Source organism: Streptomyces sp. AC555_RSS877 (assembly GCF_019049245.1).
In the GTDB taxonomy this organism is placed as follows: domain Bacteria; phylum Actinomycetota; class Actinomycetes; order Streptomycetales; family Streptomycetaceae; genus Streptomyces.
This window is the reverse complement of the sequence record NZ_JAGMUK010000001.1, coordinates 333,907-349,046: the sequence shown is the minus strand read 5'-3', so window position 1 is coordinate 349,046 and position 15,140 is coordinate 333,907. Positions and strand designations below refer to the sequence as shown.

General features: G+C 69.8%; 16 protein-coding genes. 11 read left to right on the top strand and 5 right to left on the bottom strand.

Annotated elements, in window-relative coordinates; genetic code table 11:
• Positions 1 to 59: 59 nt before the first annotated feature.
• Entirely contained in the window at positions 60 to 2,294 is a 2,235-nt protein-coding gene (glgX, locus tag KUM49_RS01570; protein WP_217234794.1) for a glycogen debranching protein GlgX, read from the bottom strand.
• A gap of 151 nt (positions 2,295 to 2,445) precedes the next feature.
• Between glgX and KUM49_RS01565 the strand changes: the two genes are divergently transcribed.
• The 7 genes from KUM49_RS01565 to KUM49_RS01535 all read left to right on the top strand — a co-directional run bounded on the left by KUM49_RS01565 (position 2,446) and on the right by KUM49_RS01535 (position 9,556).
• Positions 2,446 to 3,690, top strand: a complete 1,245-nt coding sequence (locus KUM49_RS01565; protein WP_217234793.1) for an Ig-like domain-containing protein — start codon at positions 2,446 to 2,448, stop codon at positions 3,688 to 3,690.
• Between the two features lie 177 nt (positions 3,691 to 3,867).
• Positions 3,868 to 5,130: an Ig-like domain-containing protein gene (locus KUM49_RS01560; protein ID WP_374200119.1), complete on the top strand. Its 1,263-nt coding sequence runs from the start codon at positions 3,868 to 3,870 to the stop codon at positions 5,128 to 5,130.
• A 118-nt stretch (positions 5,131 to 5,248) separates the two neighbouring features.
• Positions 5,249 to 6,016 (top strand): enoyl-CoA hydratase/isomerase family protein, encoded by a 768-nt coding sequence (locus KUM49_RS01555; RefSeq protein ID WP_217234791.1) that lies wholly within the window; start codon positions 5,249 to 5,251, stop codon positions 6,014 to 6,016.
• Positions 6,017 to 6,279: 263 nt separating this feature from the next.
• On the top strand, positions 6,280 to 6,783 hold the full coding sequence (locus KUM49_RS01550) for an ATP-binding protein (RefSeq protein ID WP_217234790.1): 504 nt from the start codon (positions 6,280 to 6,282) through the stop codon (positions 6,781 to 6,783).
• Positions 6,784 to 6,927: 144 nt separating this feature from the next.
• Positions 6,928 to 7,695 (top strand): polysaccharide deacetylase family protein, encoded by a 768-nt coding sequence (locus tag KUM49_RS01545; protein ID WP_217234789.1) that lies wholly within the window; start codon positions 6,928 to 6,930, stop codon positions 7,693 to 7,695.
• The gene (locus KUM49_RS01540; RefSeq protein WP_217234788.1) at positions 7,695 to 8,873 is read left to right on the top strand and encodes a PQQ-binding-like beta-propeller repeat protein; all 1,179 of its coding nucleotides are present in this window, start codon (positions 7,695 to 7,697) and stop codon (positions 8,871 to 8,873) included. The genes KUM49_RS01545 and KUM49_RS01540 overlap by 1 nt, the downstream gene beginning before the upstream one ends.
• A 77-nt stretch (positions 8,874 to 8,950) precedes the next feature.
• Positions 8,951 to 9,556, top strand: a complete 606-nt coding sequence (locus tag KUM49_RS01535) for an ADP-ribosyltransferase (RefSeq protein WP_217234787.1) — start codon at positions 8,951 to 8,953, stop codon at positions 9,554 to 9,556.
• On the opposite strand, the gene KUM49_RS01530 is transcribed toward KUM49_RS01535, so the two are convergent.
• Positions 9,510 to 10,202 (bottom strand): GNAT family N-acetyltransferase, encoded by a 693-nt coding sequence (locus tag KUM49_RS01530; RefSeq protein WP_254400535.1) that lies wholly within the window; start codon positions 10,200 to 10,202, stop codon positions 9,510 to 9,512. The genes KUM49_RS01535 and KUM49_RS01530 overlap by 47 nt on opposite strands.
• Positions 10,203 to 10,247: 45 nt before the next feature.
• Here KUM49_RS01530 and KUM49_RS01525 point away from each other — a divergent pair, with 45 nt between their 5' ends.
• Complete coding sequence (locus tag KUM49_RS01525) at positions 10,248 to 11,162, top strand: MerR family transcriptional regulator (protein ID WP_217234786.1); 915 nt, start codon at positions 10,248 to 10,250, stop codon at positions 11,160 to 11,162.
• A 50-nt stretch (positions 11,163 to 11,212) separates the two neighbouring features.
• A complete protein-coding gene (locus KUM49_RS01520) occupies positions 11,213 to 11,425 on the top strand; it encodes an EF-hand domain-containing protein (protein WP_217234785.1) in 213 nt (70 codons plus the stop codon).
• A gap of 115 nt (positions 11,426 to 11,540) precedes the next feature.
• Here KUM49_RS01520 and KUM49_RS01515 read toward each other — a convergent pair whose 3' ends face one another.
• A complete protein-coding gene (locus KUM49_RS01515) occupies positions 11,541 to 12,083 on the bottom strand; it encodes an MOSC domain-containing protein (protein WP_217234784.1) in 543 nt (180 codons plus the stop codon).
• Between the two features lie 21 nt (positions 12,084 to 12,104).
• A complete protein-coding gene (locus KUM49_RS01510; RefSeq protein ID WP_217234783.1) occupies positions 12,105 to 12,662 on the bottom strand; it encodes a glycoside hydrolase family 25 protein in 558 nt (185 codons plus the stop codon).
• Positions 12,663 to 13,507: 845 nt separating this feature from the next.
• Here KUM49_RS01510 and KUM49_RS01505 point away from each other — a divergent pair.
• Together KUM49_RS01505 and KUM49_RS50595 are read left to right on the top strand one after the other, a co-directional pair.
• Entirely contained in the window at positions 13,508 to 13,663 is a 156-nt protein-coding gene (locus tag KUM49_RS01505) for a hypothetical protein (protein ID WP_217234782.1), read from the top strand.
• A gap of 176 nt (positions 13,664 to 13,839) precedes the next feature.
• Positions 13,840 to 14,010, top strand: coding sequence for a hypothetical protein (locus KUM49_RS50595; protein WP_374200118.1), 171 nt, complete (start codon positions 13,840 to 13,842; stop codon positions 14,008 to 14,010).
• Here the strand turns inward: KUM49_RS50595 and KUM49_RS01495 are convergent.
• Positions 14,000 to 14,893, bottom strand: coding sequence for an alpha/beta hydrolase (locus KUM49_RS01495; RefSeq protein ID WP_217234781.1), 894 nt, complete (start codon positions 14,891 to 14,893; stop codon positions 14,000 to 14,002). The genes KUM49_RS50595 and KUM49_RS01495 overlap by 11 nt on opposite strands.
• Positions 14,894 to 15,140: the final 247 nt, after the last annotated feature.

Genomic DNA, 15,140 nt, shown 5'->3' with positions numbered 1-15,140 from the left:
CATCGGCCGATCGGCCGATGCCGCTGCGAACCCTCGTCCGGCCCGCTCTCAGCCCACATTCAGCCCACCTTCAGCAGCAGCACGGCCCGCGCCGGCACCGTGATGGTCGCCCCCGCCCGGTGGATGACCCCGGGTGCCTCCCCCTGCTCCTCCCGTCCCGTGTCGACGAGCACCTCGTACCGTTCCGCCCACGGCGGCCCCGGCAGCACGAAGCTCGCGGGCCGGTCCCCGGCGTGCAGGACGGCGAGGAAGCTGTCGTCGAGGATCGGGTCGCCGCGCTCGTCGCGGCCGGGGATGTCCCGGCCGGAGAGGTACATGCCGAGGGTGCCGGCCGGGGCGTACCAGTCGCGTTCGGTCATCTCGGTGCCCCGGGCGGTGAACCAGGCCAGGTCCCGCAGGCCGTCCGCGGAGTGCGCCCTGCCGGAGAAGAAGGCGCGGCGGCGGAGCACGGGGTGGCGGTGGCGCAGGTCGATCAGGCGGGCGGTCAGGTCGAACAGGGGCTTCCAGTCGGGGTCCTCCAGCAGGCTCCAGTCCACCCAGCTGATCTCGTTGTCCTGGCAGTAGGCGTTGTTGTTGCCGCGCTGGGTGCGGCCCAGCTCGTCGCCCGCGACCAGCATCGGCACGCCCGTCGACAGCAGCAGGGTCGTCAGCAGGTTCCGCAACTGGCGGCGCCGCAGGGACCGTACGCGCTCGTCGTCCGTCTCCCCCTCCGCCCCGCAGTTCCACGACCGGTTGTCGTCCGTGCCGTCCCGGTTGCCCTCGCCGTTCGCCTCGTTGTGCTTGCGTTCGTAGGAGACGAGGTCGCGCAGGGTGAAACCGTCGTGCGCGGTGATGAAGTTGACCGAGGCGTAGGGCCGGCGCCCGCCCCAGGCGTACAGGTCGCTCGATCCCGACAGGCGGTAGCCCAGGTCGCGCACGTCCGGCAGGGCGCCCCGCCAGAAGTCCCGTACGGCGTTGCGGTAGCGGTCGTTCCACTCGGTCCACAGGGGTGGGAAGGCCCCGACCTGGTAGCCGCCGGAGCCGACGTCCCACGGCTCGGCGATCAGCTTCACCCGCCGCAGCACGGGGTCCTGCGCGATCACGGCCAGGAACGGCGACAGCATGTCGACGTCGTGCATCGAGCGGGCCAGCGCGGCGGCCAGGTCGAAGCGGAAGCCGTCCACGCCCATCTCGGTCACCCAGTAGCGCAGCGAGTCGGTGATGAGCCTGAGGACGTGCGGCTGCACCACGTGCAGGGTGTTGCCGCAGCCGGTGTAGTCGGCGTAGCGCCGGGCGTCCGACTGCAACCGGTAGTACCCCCGGTTGTCGATGCCCTTCAGGGACAGGGTCGGGCCGAGCTCGCCCGCCTCCGCCGTGTGGTTGTAGACCACGTCGAGGATGACCTCGATGCCGGCCTCGTGCAGCGCGTGCACCATGCGCTTGAACTCGCCGACCTGCTGTCCCGTCGTCCCGGAGGCGGCATAGCCCGCGTGCGGCGCGAAGTAGCCGATCGAGTTGTAGCCCCAGTAGTTCTTGAGGCCCTTGCGCAGCAGGTGGTCCTCGTGCGCGAACTGGTGGACGGGGAGCAGTTCGACGGCCGTCACGCCCAGCTTCACCAGGTGCTCGATCGCCGCCGGATGGGCGAGCCCGGCGTACGTGCCCCGCAGCTCCCGCGGGATGCCCGGGTGCAGCTGGGTGAAGCCCCGGACGTGCACCTCGTAGATCACCGAGTCCGCCCACGGCGTCTTCGGCCGGTGGTCGTCCGCCCAGTCGTCGTCGTCGTGGACCACGACACCCTTCGGGACGTACGGCGCCGAGTCCCGGTCGTCGCGCACGGTGTCCGCGACGTGCTGCTGGGGCCAGTCGCGGACGTGCCCGTACACCTCCGGGGGGAGGCTGAAGTCGCCGTCCACCGCTCGGGCGTACGGGTCGAGGAGCAGCTTCGCCGGGTTCCAGCGACCGCCGGTCCACGGGTCCCAGCGGCCCTGGACCCGGTAGCCGTAGCGCTGGCCGGGCATCACGCCGGGCACGAAGCCGTGCCAGATCTCGTGGGTCAGCTCGGTCAGCCGGGCCCGCGTCTCCTTGCCGGCCTCGTCGAACAGACACAGCTCGACGGCCTCGGCCCCGCCCGCCCACAACGCGAAGTTGGTGCCCGCCACTCCGTCCGGACCGACCCGGAAGCGGGCGCCCAACGGCGTCGGCGCCCCGGGCCGCACGGGTACGGCCGGCGGTGGCGCGGTGCGGCGCGCGCCGTTCACGACGGTGGCGGTGCGCCCGTCCTCGGCCACCGCCTCCTGCTCGGCTGCGCTGGACACCTGTCAGCCTCCCACGGTTCGTGGAACGACCTGGGAAGGGTGTGCGGCGCCCCGGCCGCCACACCCCCTCGCGTCGTTCTCCCCACTGTTCTGCCCAGAGCTTGGGTCGCACTCACGTTTCCCCGAAGCAGGCCCGGTCGTTGGGTACCGCGTGAGGCACGTAACTGGGCGCGCACGGCGCGTGGGGGTCGCATTGGCCGCCGTACTGACATGGGCAGGACTGCTGGCCGGGGCCACCGGCTGTACTACCGACGGCAAGGGCGGCATCGACATCGGTGGGCTGGGCGCGCCCCCGGCGCCCGAGGACGTCATCCGGATCTCGCCGGACGACGGCGCCCGGGGGGTGCGGCCCGAGGAGAAGCTGCGGGTGCGGGTCCCCGACGGGCGCCTGGAGTCGGTCAAGGTCGTCACCTCGCAGGACGCGCAGGAGATCACAGTGCCGGGGCACTTCTCCGACAACCGCCTGACCTGGGAACCCGACGAGCACAAGCTCGCCCTGGCCGCCAAGTACACGATCGACGCGGTCGCCCTGGACGCCCACGGCCGCCGGTCGGCCCGGCACACCACGTTCACGACGGACGTCCCCGATGAGCGCTTCATCGGATACGTCACGCCGGAGAACCGCTCCACCGTCGGCACGGGAATGATCGTCTCCCTGGAGTTCAACCGGGAGATCAAGCACCGCGCGGCCGTCGAACGGGCCGTCCGCGTCACCGCACAGCCGCCCGTCGAGATCCGCCCGCACTGGTTCGGCGACGGCCGCCTGGACTTCCGCCCCGAGCGGTACTGGAAGCCGGGCACCCGGGTCACCGTCTCCCTGCGGCTCAGGGACGTCGAAGGAGCCCCCGGTGTGTACGGCCTCCAGTACAAGACGTTCTCCTTCACCATCGGCCGCAGCCAGGTCTCCCTGGTCGATGCGGCCAAGCACACCATGGAGGTCCGGCGGGAGGGCGACCTGCTGGCCACCGTGCCGATCACGGCCGGCGCCCCGAAGACGACGACGTACAACGGCAGGATGGTCGTCACCGAGATGTTCGAGGTGACCCGGATGAACGGCGCGACGGTCGGCTTCAAGAAGAAGAACGGCAAGGGCGAGTACGACATTCCGGATGTCCCGCACGCCATGCGCCTGACCGACTCCGGCACCTTCCTGCACGGCAACTACTGGGCGCCGGACGCTCCTGGACGGGTCAATGTCAGCCACGGCTGCGTGGGACTGAGGGACGTGAAGGGCGGCGGCTCGGACACGCCCGCGGGCTGGTTCTTCGACCGCAGCCTCGTCGGGGACGTCGTCGAGGTCGTCCACAGCAATGACAGGAAGGTCGCTCCCGACAACGGGCTCGGCGGGTGGAACATGGACTGGAAGGAGTGGAAGGCGGGCAGCGCGCTGAAGTAGCCCGGCAGGGAGGCGGGTTCCCCCGACTCGCCGTTGAACGTTCCGTTGAAGTCGGTACGGAACAGTGACAATCATGAGCCGCCGACGCCCCTGACCTTGTGGTTACGATGCGCCGGTGCGCGCGGTGGGGCGCGACGGGGAGCGGGGGCCGGACCAGGCCCCGCGAGGGGAGAAGACTTGAACGTGCGACCGATATCGGGGGCGTCGGTTGACGCGCGGGGGCGAGGCGGCAGGGGGATGCTGGCGCTGATACTCGGCGTCCTGCTGCTGGCCGTCACCGCGTGCGGCTCAGGCGGCGGCTCCGAACCGGGCTCCGGCTCCGAGGACGGAAACGGCAAGGAGTCCTCCCGGGCGGAGACCGAGCAGTCGCAGGCCGTCGTCTCCATAGCCCCGAAGGACGGCGCCAAGTCCGTCGACACCAGCGGCGCCCTCGAGGTCGGCGCCGCCAAGGGCGAGTTGACCAAGGTCGAGGTCAAGGACGCCAAGGGCGGCAGGATAGCCGGGAAGATCACCGGCAACGGCACCACCTGGACACCGACCACACACCTCGCCGCCGCCACCACGTACACGGTGCACGCGGTCGCGAAGGACTCCGAGGGCCGCGAGGCCGCCGAGGACTCCAGCTTCACCACCCTGACGCCCGAGAACACGTTCAGCGGCAACTTCACCCCCGAGGACGGCTCGAAGGTCGGCGTCGGGATGCCGTTCTCCATCCGCTTCACCCGGGGCATCACCAACCCGGCGGATGTCGAGAAGGCCATCAGCATCAAGACCGAGCCGGCCGTCGAGGTCGAGGGCCACTGGTTCGGCAACGACCGCCTGGACTTCCGCCCCGAGGAGTACTGGAAGGAAGGCACCAAGGTCACCGTCGCCCTCAACCTCGACGGTGTCGAGGGCCGCGACGGCGTCTACGGCAAGCAGGACAAGACCGTCTCCTTCACCATCGGCCGCAACCAGGTCTCCGTGGTCGACGTCAAGAAGCTCACGATGAAGGTCATGCAGGACGGCAAGGTCGTCAAGACCATCCCCGTCACCACCGGCAAGCCGGGCATGGAGACCTGGAACGGCCAGATGGTCATCAGCGAGCGGCTCACGGTGACCCGGATGAACGGCGCGACGGTCGGCTACACCGACGCCGACGGCAAGGGCGAGTACGACATCAAGGACGTACCGCACGCCATGCGCCTGACCACCTCCGGCACCTTCATCCACGGCAACTACTGGGGCGGCGGCGCCTTCGGCAACTACAACGCCAGCCACGGCTGCATCGGCCTGCGCGACGTGCGCGGCGGCTACGACAGCGGGGTGCCGGCCGCGTGGTTCTTCAACCACTCGATGATCGGTGACGTGGTGACCGTGAAGAACTCCAACGACGCGACGGTCGCGCCGGACAACGGCTTCAACGGCTGGAACATGTCGTGGGAGAAGTGGAAGGCGTAGGACGGCCTTCCGCGGAGGTACGGCCGCGGTGTGAGGTACGGCCGCGGTGTGAGGTACGGCCCCGGTGTGAGGTACGGCACCGGGACCGTTGCCGTTAGTCGCCGTTAACCTGACCCGCATGACCGTGAATCTCGAAGTAGCCGAGGGCGTGGGCACGATCCGCCTGGACCGCCCGCCCATGAACGCGCTGGACATCGCCACGCAGGACCGGCTCAAGGAGCTCGCCGAAGAGGCGGCTCGCCGGGACGACGTGCGGGCCGTGGTGATCTACGGCGGGGAGAAGGTGTTCGCGGCCGGCGCGGACATCAAGGAGATGCAGGCCATGGACCACACGGCGATGGTCCTGCGCGCCCGTGACCTGCAGGACGCGTTCACGGCGGTGGCCCGCATCCCCAAGCCGGTGGTCGCGGCCGTCACGGGCTACGCCCTGGGCGGCGGCTGCGAGCTGGCGCTGTGCGCGGACTTCCGGATCGCCGCGGACAACGCCAAGCTGGGCCAGCCGGAGATCCTGCTGGGCCTGATCCCGGGCGCGGGCGGCACCCAGCGCCTGTCCCGGCTCGTCGGCCCCTCCAAGGCCAAGGACCTGATCTTCACGGGCCGCATGGTGAAGGCCGACGAGGCGCTGAGCATGGGTCTGGTGGACCGAGTCGTGCCCGCCGACGAGGTGTACACGCAGGCGCACGCGTGGGCGGCGCAGCTGGCGCAGGGACCGGCGATCGCCCTGCGTGCCGCCAAGGAGTCGATCGACACGGGGCTGGAGACGGACATCGAGACCGGCCTGGCCGTCGAACGGAACTGGTTCGCGGGCCTGTTCGCCACCGAGGACCGCGAGCGCGGAATGAAGAGTTTCGTCGAAGAAGGCCCCGGCAAGGCGAAGTTCCTCTGAATCGCTTGCAATTGACGCGGTGTCTGATCCGCGGTCCCTCGATGGGGCGGTTTATCGGAGCCTTAACGCAACCTTAAGCCTGCCTTGTCGAGGGAGTCTGTCGATTGCCGACCGAGGAGCCTTCGCCGCTGGTCAGGCGGGCTGTTCGAGCTGCTGAAGTGCCATTGGCATATGCCGGACGACCCGCGCGGAATGACCGATTCCGGGGGGCGTATTCGTCAGGAACGGCCCCGGGGGGCGGTCCTGGCGGCCATGATGGGGGCATGGCGGGGCTGGAGGGTATCGAACAGCCGCGGGGAGAGAGCCGTGCGACCGCGGCGCGCTGGTCTCCGACGGTCGAGGACGAACACGCACTCAAGGTACTCGAACTGTTCGGCAACCCCACGGACGCGGAGGTTCCGCTGCCGTCCCGCCCCGAGTCCGCAGCCACCGCCCGCCGACTTGCCCAGGTCGTCGTCCTCCGCCAGTGGGGACTCACCCCCAAGATGACGGAAGACGCGGTCTTACTCGTCTCCGAACTCGTCGGCAACGCCGTACGCCACACCGGCGCCCGCGTCTTCGGTCTCCGGATGCGCCGTCGCCGCGGCTGGATCCGCGTCGAGGTCCGCGACCCGTCCCGAGGCCTGCCGTGCCTGATGCCGGTCCAGGAGATGGACATCAGCGGCCGGGGACTGTTCCTGGTGGACAAGCTGTCCGACCGGTGGGGGGTCGACCTCTTGCCCAGGGGCAAGACGACGTGGTTCGAGATGAGGGTGGCGGACCGCTGAACGCGGGGCCCTGCGCGGGTGCGGGCACCCACCGGGGGCTCCGAGCGGGGGTCCAGGGGGCGGAGCCGCCCCCTGATTCCCGGTGCGACCCGCACCGGCCGCCGTTCGGGCGAATCGCCTGCTTTCCGCCGTAACCCGCCTTAAATGGTGCGCGTGACCACCAACGACCGCCGTTCGGCGCTCCGCGCAGGCGCCGCCTTCGTCACCGCGGGTGCCCTCGCCGCCGGCTGCACGGCCCACGGCGTCGCCCACCCGGCCCCCGCCACCCGGCGCTCCGCCGCCAGAGCGCCCGCACCCCGCCACCACCGCGCGCACCCCGCCCAGCTCACCCACGGCCCCCGCACCCGCCCCCGCGTCGCCCTCACCTTCCACGGCGGCGGCGACCCCGCCACCGCCCGGGCCCTGCTCACCGAAGCCGAACGACACGACGCCCGGGTGACGGTCCTCGCCGTCGGCACCTGGCTCGACGAGCACCCGGACCTCGCCCGCCGCATCCTCGACGGCGGCCACGACCTCGGCAACCACACCCTCCACCACCTCGACATCAACGCGATGTCCGAGGCCGGGGCCCGTGCGGAGATCACCGGCTGCGCCCAGCGCCTGAAACGCCTCACCGGCTCCATCGGGACCTGGTTCCGCCCCTCCCGCGCCGCCCGCGCCTCCCCCCTCGTCGAGCGCCTGGCGCACGACGCGGGCTACCCGCACGTCCTCTCCTACGACGTCGACTCCCTCGACTCCACCTCGCCCGGCGCCGAGGCCGTCACCCGCAGGGTGCTCGGCGAGATCCGCAACGGATCCGTGGTGAGCCTGCACTTCGGGTACGCGGACACGATCGCCGCGCTCCCGGCCGTACTGGAAGAACTCGGCCACCGCGGACTGCGCGCGGTCACCACCACGGAGCTGCTGAGCTGATGCACCGCACCCTCACGAAGAGCACCCTCGTCGTCGGCGTCGCCGTCGCCGCACTGGCCGCCTGCGGCACCGGCACCGAGCGCCGCGCCGACGAGCCCCGGGTCACCAAGGCCGCCGTACCGGCCCCGCCGAAGAAGAAGCAGGTGCGGGGACTGCCCGGTATGCCGCCCGTCCTCGACCCGCGGGACGTCTACGCGGCCGACCGCCCCGGCAAGCTCTCCCCGGTGGTCAAGGACTTCCCGTCCCGGGTCTACGTGCCCAACACCGAGTCCGACACCGTCTCGGTGATCGACCCGAAGACGTACGAGATCATCGAGACGATCCACGTCGGACGGCAGCCCCAGCACGTGGTGCCGTCCTGGGACCTGAAGACCCTCTGGGTCAACAACAACCGCGGCCACACCCTCACCCCGATCAATCCGAAGACCGGGAAGGCGGGCAAGCCGGTCGAGGTCCACGACCCCTACAACCTCTACTTCACGCCCAACGGCAGGTACGCCGTCGTCATGGCCTCCCTCGACCGCGAACTCGTCTTCCGCGACCCGCACACCATGAAGCGGATCAAGACCGAGCCGGTCACCTGCTACGGCGTCAACCATGCCGACTTCTCCCTCGACGGCAGGTACTTCATCGTCTCCTGCGAGTTCAGCGGCGAACTCCTCAAGGTCGACACGGAGAAGATGAAGGTCGTCGGACAGCAGAAGCTCCCGTTCGACGGCGCGATGCCGCAGGACGTGAAGGTCTCGCCGGACGGCAAGCGGTTCTACGTCGCCGACATGATGGCCGACGGCATGTGGGTCCTGGACGGCGACAAGTTCACCGAGCCGGAGCTCCTGCCCACCGGGAAGGGCACCCACGGCCTCTACGTCAGCCGCGACTCCCGCGAGATGTACGTCTCCAACCGCGGCGAGGGCACCGTCTCCGTCTTCGACCTCACGCGGAACAAGCTCACCAAGAAGTGGCGCCTGCCGGACGGCGGCAGCCCCGACATGGGCGGCGTCTCAGCCGACGGCAAGGTCCTGTGGCTGTCGGGGCGTTACGACGCCGAGGTGTACGCCATCGACACCCGCACCGGCGCCCAGCTCGCCCGCATCCCCGTCGGCAGCGGACCGCACGGCCTCGCGGTCTACCCGCAGCCGGGCCGCTACTCGCTGGGGCACACGGGCGTCTTCCGCTGACGGACGCGACCGTGGACACGCCGCCGATCGAGTGATGATCCCCAACCTGCCGCCGTGGAACCGGAATTGTGCTCCCCATGATCACAACTCGTCTGCGGCGGCGGGCCGCTGCCGCCGTCCTGTCCCTCACCGCGATCCTCGCGACGACGGCCGCCACCGCTCCCTCCACGACCACTCCCACGAAGGCCGCCGCCGCCCCGGCCTGTCCCCAGTTCGACGACCCGGTCAAGGCCGCCGTCGACCACCGCGTCGACGTCGGCCGGATCACCCCCGACCCGGTCTGGCGCACAACCTGCGGCACGCTCTACCGCAGCGACGGCCGCGGCCCGGACGTCGTCTTCGAGCAGGGCTTCCACCCGAAGGACGTCATCAACGGCCAGTACGACATCGAGAAGTACGTCCTGGTCAACCAGCCCTCCCCGTACGTGTCCACGTCGTACGACCACGACCTGTACAAGACGTGGTGGAAGGCCGGCTACAACTACTACATCGACGCCCCCGGCGGCGTGGACGTCAACAAGACCATCGGCGACACCCACAAGTGGGCCGACCAGGTCGAGGTGGCCTTCCCCGGCGGCATCGCGCGGGAGTACGTCATCGGGGTCTGCCCGGTCGACAAGAAGACCAAGACCGAGATCATGAGCGACTGCGAGAGCAACCCGCACTACGAGCCGTGGCACTGAGCAGCAGCGCCTCCGCGCCCACCGGCCGGTAACCGGCCCCCTGGAACGCCCGCATGCTGCGGGCGTTCCCCGGCGCCACCTGCGCCCACAGCGGCTCCGTGACGAGATGCCGGGCCGCCCTCACCAGGGCCCGGCCCAGCCCTCGGTGCCGCACCTCCTCGTCCACCTCGACGGAGACCTCCGCCCGCCCGGCGATCCCCCGCCCGATCACCACCACACCATCGTCGGCCGTCCACGCGCGCACGTCGTCGCGCCGCTCGCGGGCGTACACGATCCGCGGATGCCCGGCGTCCGCGATCTCCTTCAGCGCGAGGGGCGGCTCGCCCGGCAGGGGTGAGGCGACCAGCATCGCGTCGATCGTCTCGGCCGTACGCCCCGTCCGCTCCATGAAGGCCGCCAGGAACCGCGCGTTCATCGTCGCCGCCAGGGCGTCGCACGGTACGGCGTCCAGCGTGTCGTACACCCAGCGCGGATCCTCGTCCGTGAAGACGACCGAGTGCGCGGTGAAGGCGAGGACGCCCGCGTCCCGGGGGGACGCCTGTGCCACGACCGTCGTACGGCCGTCCGCCGGCGGGAAGACGCCCCGCGCCGCCGCGTCGAGAATGTCCCGCAAGGTCTCCGCCACGACCGCCCCCATCGTGCCCATCTCGCCCTTGAGTCTCCACCCACTGGAAGGCCCAGACTCGCAGACATGATCGACGACGGCACCGGACTTCTCACCATCGGCGAGCTGGCGCGGGCCACCGGACTGACCGTGCGCACCATCCGTTACTGGTCCGACGAGGGCGCCCTGCCCCCGCTGACCCGGTCGGCGGGCGGATACCGGCTGTACGACGCCGCGTCCGTGGCCCGCCTGGAGCTGATCCGCACCCTGCGCGAACTGGGCCTCGGCCTGGCGGACGTACGCAGGGTGCTGGCCGGGGAGACCACGGTCGCGGAGGTGGCAGCAGCCCACGTGGCCGCGCTGGACGCACAGATCCGGTCGCTGAAGGTGACCCGTGCGGTGCTGTCGACCGTGGCGCGACGCGGTTCGACCGCAGAGGAGATGACGTTGATGAACAAGCTGGCACGGCTGTCGGCGGCCGAGCGGAGCCGGATCCTGGAGGAGTTCGTGGAGGAGACGTTCCGGGGTCTGGACACCGCGGATCCGGTGATCCGGGAGCGGATGCGTGCGACGACCGCGAACCTCCCGGACGAGCCGACGCCCGAGCAGGTGGACGCGTGGGTGGAGCTGGCCGAACTGCTGGAGGACCCGGAGTTCCGGGCGCGGATGCGGGAGGCGGCCGAGTTCAACGCCGCCGACCGCGGACACGACACCCCCGACGGGGCGTCCCTGTGGTTCGCCCGGCGGCTGGTGCAGCTGGGGGCCGAGGCGCGGGAGCGGGGCGTGGCGCCCGAGTCCCCGGAGGCCGGGCAGGTGCTGCGGGACCTGCTCGGGAACGCCGACCCGGCGGACGTACTGGAACGCCTGAGGTCCACGACGAACGACAAGGTCGCCCGCTACCGGGAGTTGCTGGGGATCGTGAACGGCCACGGGGCGGTGGCGGCGCACCGGGAGGAGTTCGCGTGGGTGGTCGCTGCACTGGAGGCGCGGGCGGCCGGTTAATCTGACCTTCGTCAACGGGACAGCAAGGTACGAGATAAAGGGGCGAATCGGTGGCGGACATCGAAGAAGCACGTAAGCATTTCCAGCGGATCGACACTGACGGTGACGGCTTCATCACCGCCGCCGAGTTCAAGACCGCCCTGGCCCAGCAGGGCGACTGGAACGTCACCGAGTCGGTCGCCGAGGCCGTCATCAAGTCCCGCGACCTCAACGCGGACAAGCTGCTGTCGTTCGACGAGTTCTGGGCCTACCTGGACAAGTGACGCGTGCGGTGAAAGAGGGGGCGCCCATGGTGTGCCCCCCCTTTTTCTGGTCCGTTCGGTGTCCGAAAGGGCGGCCTCGACGGCTCCTGGCGCCGGCAGCCGGACAGGCCCTGGGTCAGACGATCTCGAGGGGCAGGTGCGGCCCGTCCGGCAGGACGACCTTCACGAGGTCACCGGCCCGCACCAGACCCCCGGCGACGACGACGCTCATGATCCCGGACTTGAAGCGCGCCCTGCCCTCCGCGTCCCGCCCGACGACCTGCTTCATCAGCCCCTTCTGGAACGTGTCGATCTGCGTACAGGGATTGCGCAGCCCGGTCACCTCGACGACGGCCTCGCCCCCGAGATGCAGCAGGGTCCCGACCGGCAATCCCAGCAGATCGATCCCCCGCGTGGTCACGTTCTCCCCGAGCTCCCCGGCCGCCACCTCGAACCCGGCGCCCCTGACCTCATCGAACAGTTCCTCATGAATGAGGTGCACCTGCCGAAGATTCGGCTGCGAGGGATCCTTCTTCATCCGGAACCGGTGCTTCACCGTCGCTCCGGCATGCACGTCCCCCTCCACCCCGAGCCCGGCGATCAGCCTGATGCTCTCCCGGTTCGGCTTGGTGAAGGAGTACGTCCCGTTGCTGCTGACCGCGCTGACCGACCCATCCATGACCCGAAGCTCTCCCAAGTGTCAGGCACCCCCGGCCCACTCGCGCAGCGCCGCCTTGCTCGCGAAGTCCGCCACGTTCTTGTCCAGCGGGTCGTCGGTGTACTGGTGGAAGCGCCACTTCGCCTTGATGCGGGGCTCGCCGGCCGTCACGTAGTCCGCGATCCACAGGCCGTCGCCGGCGTACGAGGTGGTGTCGACGGTCAGCCAATAGTTCCTATTACAGTACAAGATCACTCTGTTGTTCGGCCGTAGCGCTTTCACCTTGCGAAGGAAGCTGTCCTTCTGCGCATTGCTGGCGTGCCTGCCGTCGCCGGTCGTCTCCCAGTCGACGACCAGGATGTCGCTCGCCTTCTCGGCGGCCTTGCCGACGAAGTACTCCGCCTGGGCCGCCAGATTGCCCGGCCAGAGGAAGTGGTAGAAGCCGACGACCAGGCCGGCCTCGCGGGCCCGCTTCGTCTGGGCGGCGAGTTTCGGGTTGACGTACGAGCGGCCCTCGGTCGCCTTGATGAAGACGAAGGAGAGGCCGTCCGTGTCGTAGGTGGCGGACTGGTAGGCGCTCACGTCGATGCCGCGCAGCATGGTGGCTCCCTGCAGTGCCTGTGGGGGACACGGGTTGGTTGCTGACTGCAGCCCCACCTTGGCACGGTTGATCCGCGCCCGGCACGCGGAATCGCGCATCTCGGCAGCTCGCGATCCCACCGAGACCGGTCACCAAGACCGCTTCCGGTCTTCCGACACTGAAGGAAAGGGCCACCGGCACACTGGGTTCCGGCGGGGCCCATCCCTCAGCACTCGATGATGTTCACCGCCAGCCCGCCCCGGGCCGTCTCCTTGTACTTCACCGACATGTCGACGGCTGTTGATCACGCGTTTGACCTGCAGATTTGTCATGGGCGGGCGGCTCTTGAGTCGCGTCGGGGACTTTTCGGGGACTTCTTGCCGAGGGTCGCCTGTGAAGTGTCCGATGGTACGTGACGTGCCTGCGGGAGTCGGGTTGGTGTTCGTGCAGGCATCCGATCGCTTCGTTGGATCCCCGCACCCGTAATGCGTCAGACTCGGGTTCGAATCCCGAAGCGGCTCTATGGTGAACCTCAGGTCGGGCCTTTGACCTGGGGTTTCTTGTTTCGGGTGTCCTTGGATTCCGGGCTAATCGGACATCCCGGGGCTACGCATCGCAATGCGTAGGTCTTGCCGCGCTCGCCCACCACGGGAGTGACCTGCGAACAGCGACGGTCAATGTCTCCTATCTGTGGCGGACCGCCGGGACATCGGTAGCCGCGGTGGCGCGGCCGGTGCACATCGTCCAGTCGTTCGGCGTGGTCGAGGTGACGGGATCCGACAACTCTGGGCGGCGGTGCGTCGCGCGACCGTGACAGGACGGCACCACGCCCGGTGATCCGGCCCTGCACCTGAAGGAGCAGAGGATGACCACCACCAGACGCATCAGCGTCGACGGCGGCGGCGCGATCCGCCGTCTCGCACTGAACCGGCCCGCCCGGCACAATGCGCAGACCCCTTTGATGTGGGCCGAACTGGCGGAAGCCGGAGCGGAACTGGCGGCGGACCCGCAGGTGCGGTGAGTCGTCGTCAGCGGTTCCGGCGAAGTCGTTCAGCTCGGGCATCGATCTCGACGAGATGCGCGACCGGACGGCTTTCTCCAGCGTCTCGCCGCCCATCCCGAAGGCGACCCCGACCCGATGCTGCCGTCCATCGCCAAGGCCCAGGAGGCGTTCCGCTGAATGGAGCGGGGTCGGCCTTGTCCTGGGGTTCGGCGGGCCAGCCCTTCACCCGCTGGTCGATCCGCAAACTCGCCGCCTACCTGCGCAAAGTGCTCGGACGCGTCAACCGCATCGGCCTGCCAGGGGTCGTCGAGCCGACGCATCACGACGGTAAGGCCGCCAGCCGGAGCACCGGTGTCAGTCACTGAGTGCGGTGCGCAGGGTGGTGGCCATCAGATCGATGGCCTGTTTCGCTGCCGGCACCGGGCCGGTGTGGGTGAAGTAGTGGTCGACACCCTCGAAGACACGGTGGGCGACCGGGACGCCGGCGGCCTCCAGAGCCTTGGCATAGGCGTCGCCCTCGTCGCGCAGGCGGTCGTTCTCCGCGGTGATGACCAGCGCGGGAGGAAGTCCGGCGAGGTCGTCGGCCAGCCCGGGAGAGACGAGGGGATGCGCACGGTCGGCGGGATCCGGGACGTAGGCGGCGGTGAAAATCCGCATGAGGTTAGGGGTGAGCAGCGGCTTGGCTATGAGGGACCGCTTGGTGGCCGGGTCGGCGAGCTGGTCGAGCGGTGCGGAGTCGATGATCTGCAGACGGGGCGAGAAGGCGCCGCGGTCCCGGGCCAGGCGACAGACCGCAGCGGTCAGGTTGGCTCCGGCACTGTGTCCGCCCACCGCAAGACGCGAACCGTCCCAGCCATTGGCGGCGCCGTTCTCGGCGACCCAGGCGGTGACGTCGTACGCCTGGGTGACCGGTAGGGGGAACTGCCGCTGCGGGGCGACGGCGTAGTCCACGTTGATCACGACACAGCCGGCCGTGGCCGCGATGTACCGGCAGATGTGGTCGTCCTGCTCCGGGCGGCCGACCACGAAACCGCCGCCGTGGAAGTTGACGTACACGGGAGCGTGGGATCCGGTCGTGGCCGGCGGGCGGTAGACGGTGCAGGTCACCGGTCCGGCGCCGGTCTCCACCCGGAGTGCCTCTGTGCGCTTCGGGACGTCGGTGAAGCGCAGATCCTTGTGCACGCGGGCCATCATGCGGCCGAGCAGCAGCTGGACGCCTCTGGCCTGGACTCTTGAGCTGAACACCATGACCGTGGCCCACTTCTTCCAAACTTTGAATAACAGGTTTCCTGATGATGGGTGGCTCGTCCCGCATTGGCAAGGGAGAGCACCGGCCGGACCACCGCGCGCCCCGTCGTATCTCATGGCGTGTCAGTGAAGGAGAGGCCTGTTGATGGCCTCCTTGTGATCTCCGTGGTGCCGGCGAACGGCGTGCCGGCGCGGGTGCCGCCGAAGCCCCTGGCGCTCGGCCACCCGTCACGTGGCCGTCAGACGG

Coding starts and splice junctions, on each gene's coding strand:
- KUM49_RS01505 (WP_217234782.1), top strand. CDS start 13,508: ATGACCACCACCAGACGCATCAGCGTCGACGGCGGCGGCGCGATCCGC.
- KUM49_RS01540 (WP_217234788.1), top strand. CDS start 7,695: ATGCACCGCACCCTCACGAAGAGCACCCTCGTCGTCGGCGTCGCCGTC.
- KUM49_RS01495 (WP_217234781.1), bottom strand. CDS start 14,893: ATGGTGTTCAGCTCAAGAGTCCAGGCCAGAGGCGTCCAGCTGCTGCTC.
- KUM49_RS01525 (WP_217234786.1), top strand. CDS start 10,248: ATGATCGACGACGGCACCGGACTTCTCACCATCGGCGAGCTGGCGCGG.
- KUM49_RS01545 (WP_217234789.1), top strand. CDS start 6,928: ATGGTGCGCGTGACCACCAACGACCGCCGTTCGGCGCTCCGCGCAGGC.
- KUM49_RS01515 (WP_217234784.1), bottom strand. CDS start 12,083: ATGGATGGGTCGGTCAGCGCGGTCAGCAGCAACGGGACGTACTCCTTC.
- KUM49_RS01550 (WP_217234790.1), top strand. CDS start 6,280: ATGGCGGGGCTGGAGGGTATCGAACAGCCGCGGGGAGAGAGCCGTGCG.
- KUM49_RS01555 (WP_217234791.1), top strand. CDS start 5,249: ATGACCGTGAATCTCGAAGTAGCCGAGGGCGTGGGCACGATCCGCCTG.
- KUM49_RS01510 (WP_217234783.1), bottom strand. CDS start 12,662: ATGCTGCGCGGCATCGACGTGAGCGCCTACCAGTCCGCCACCTACGAC.
- KUM49_RS01535 (WP_217234787.1), top strand. CDS start 8,951: ATGATCACAACTCGTCTGCGGCGGCGGGCCGCTGCCGCCGTCCTGTCC.
- KUM49_RS01530 (WP_254400535.1), bottom strand. CDS start 10,202: ATGGGCACGATGGGGGCGGTCGTGGCGGAGACCTTGCGGGACATTCTC.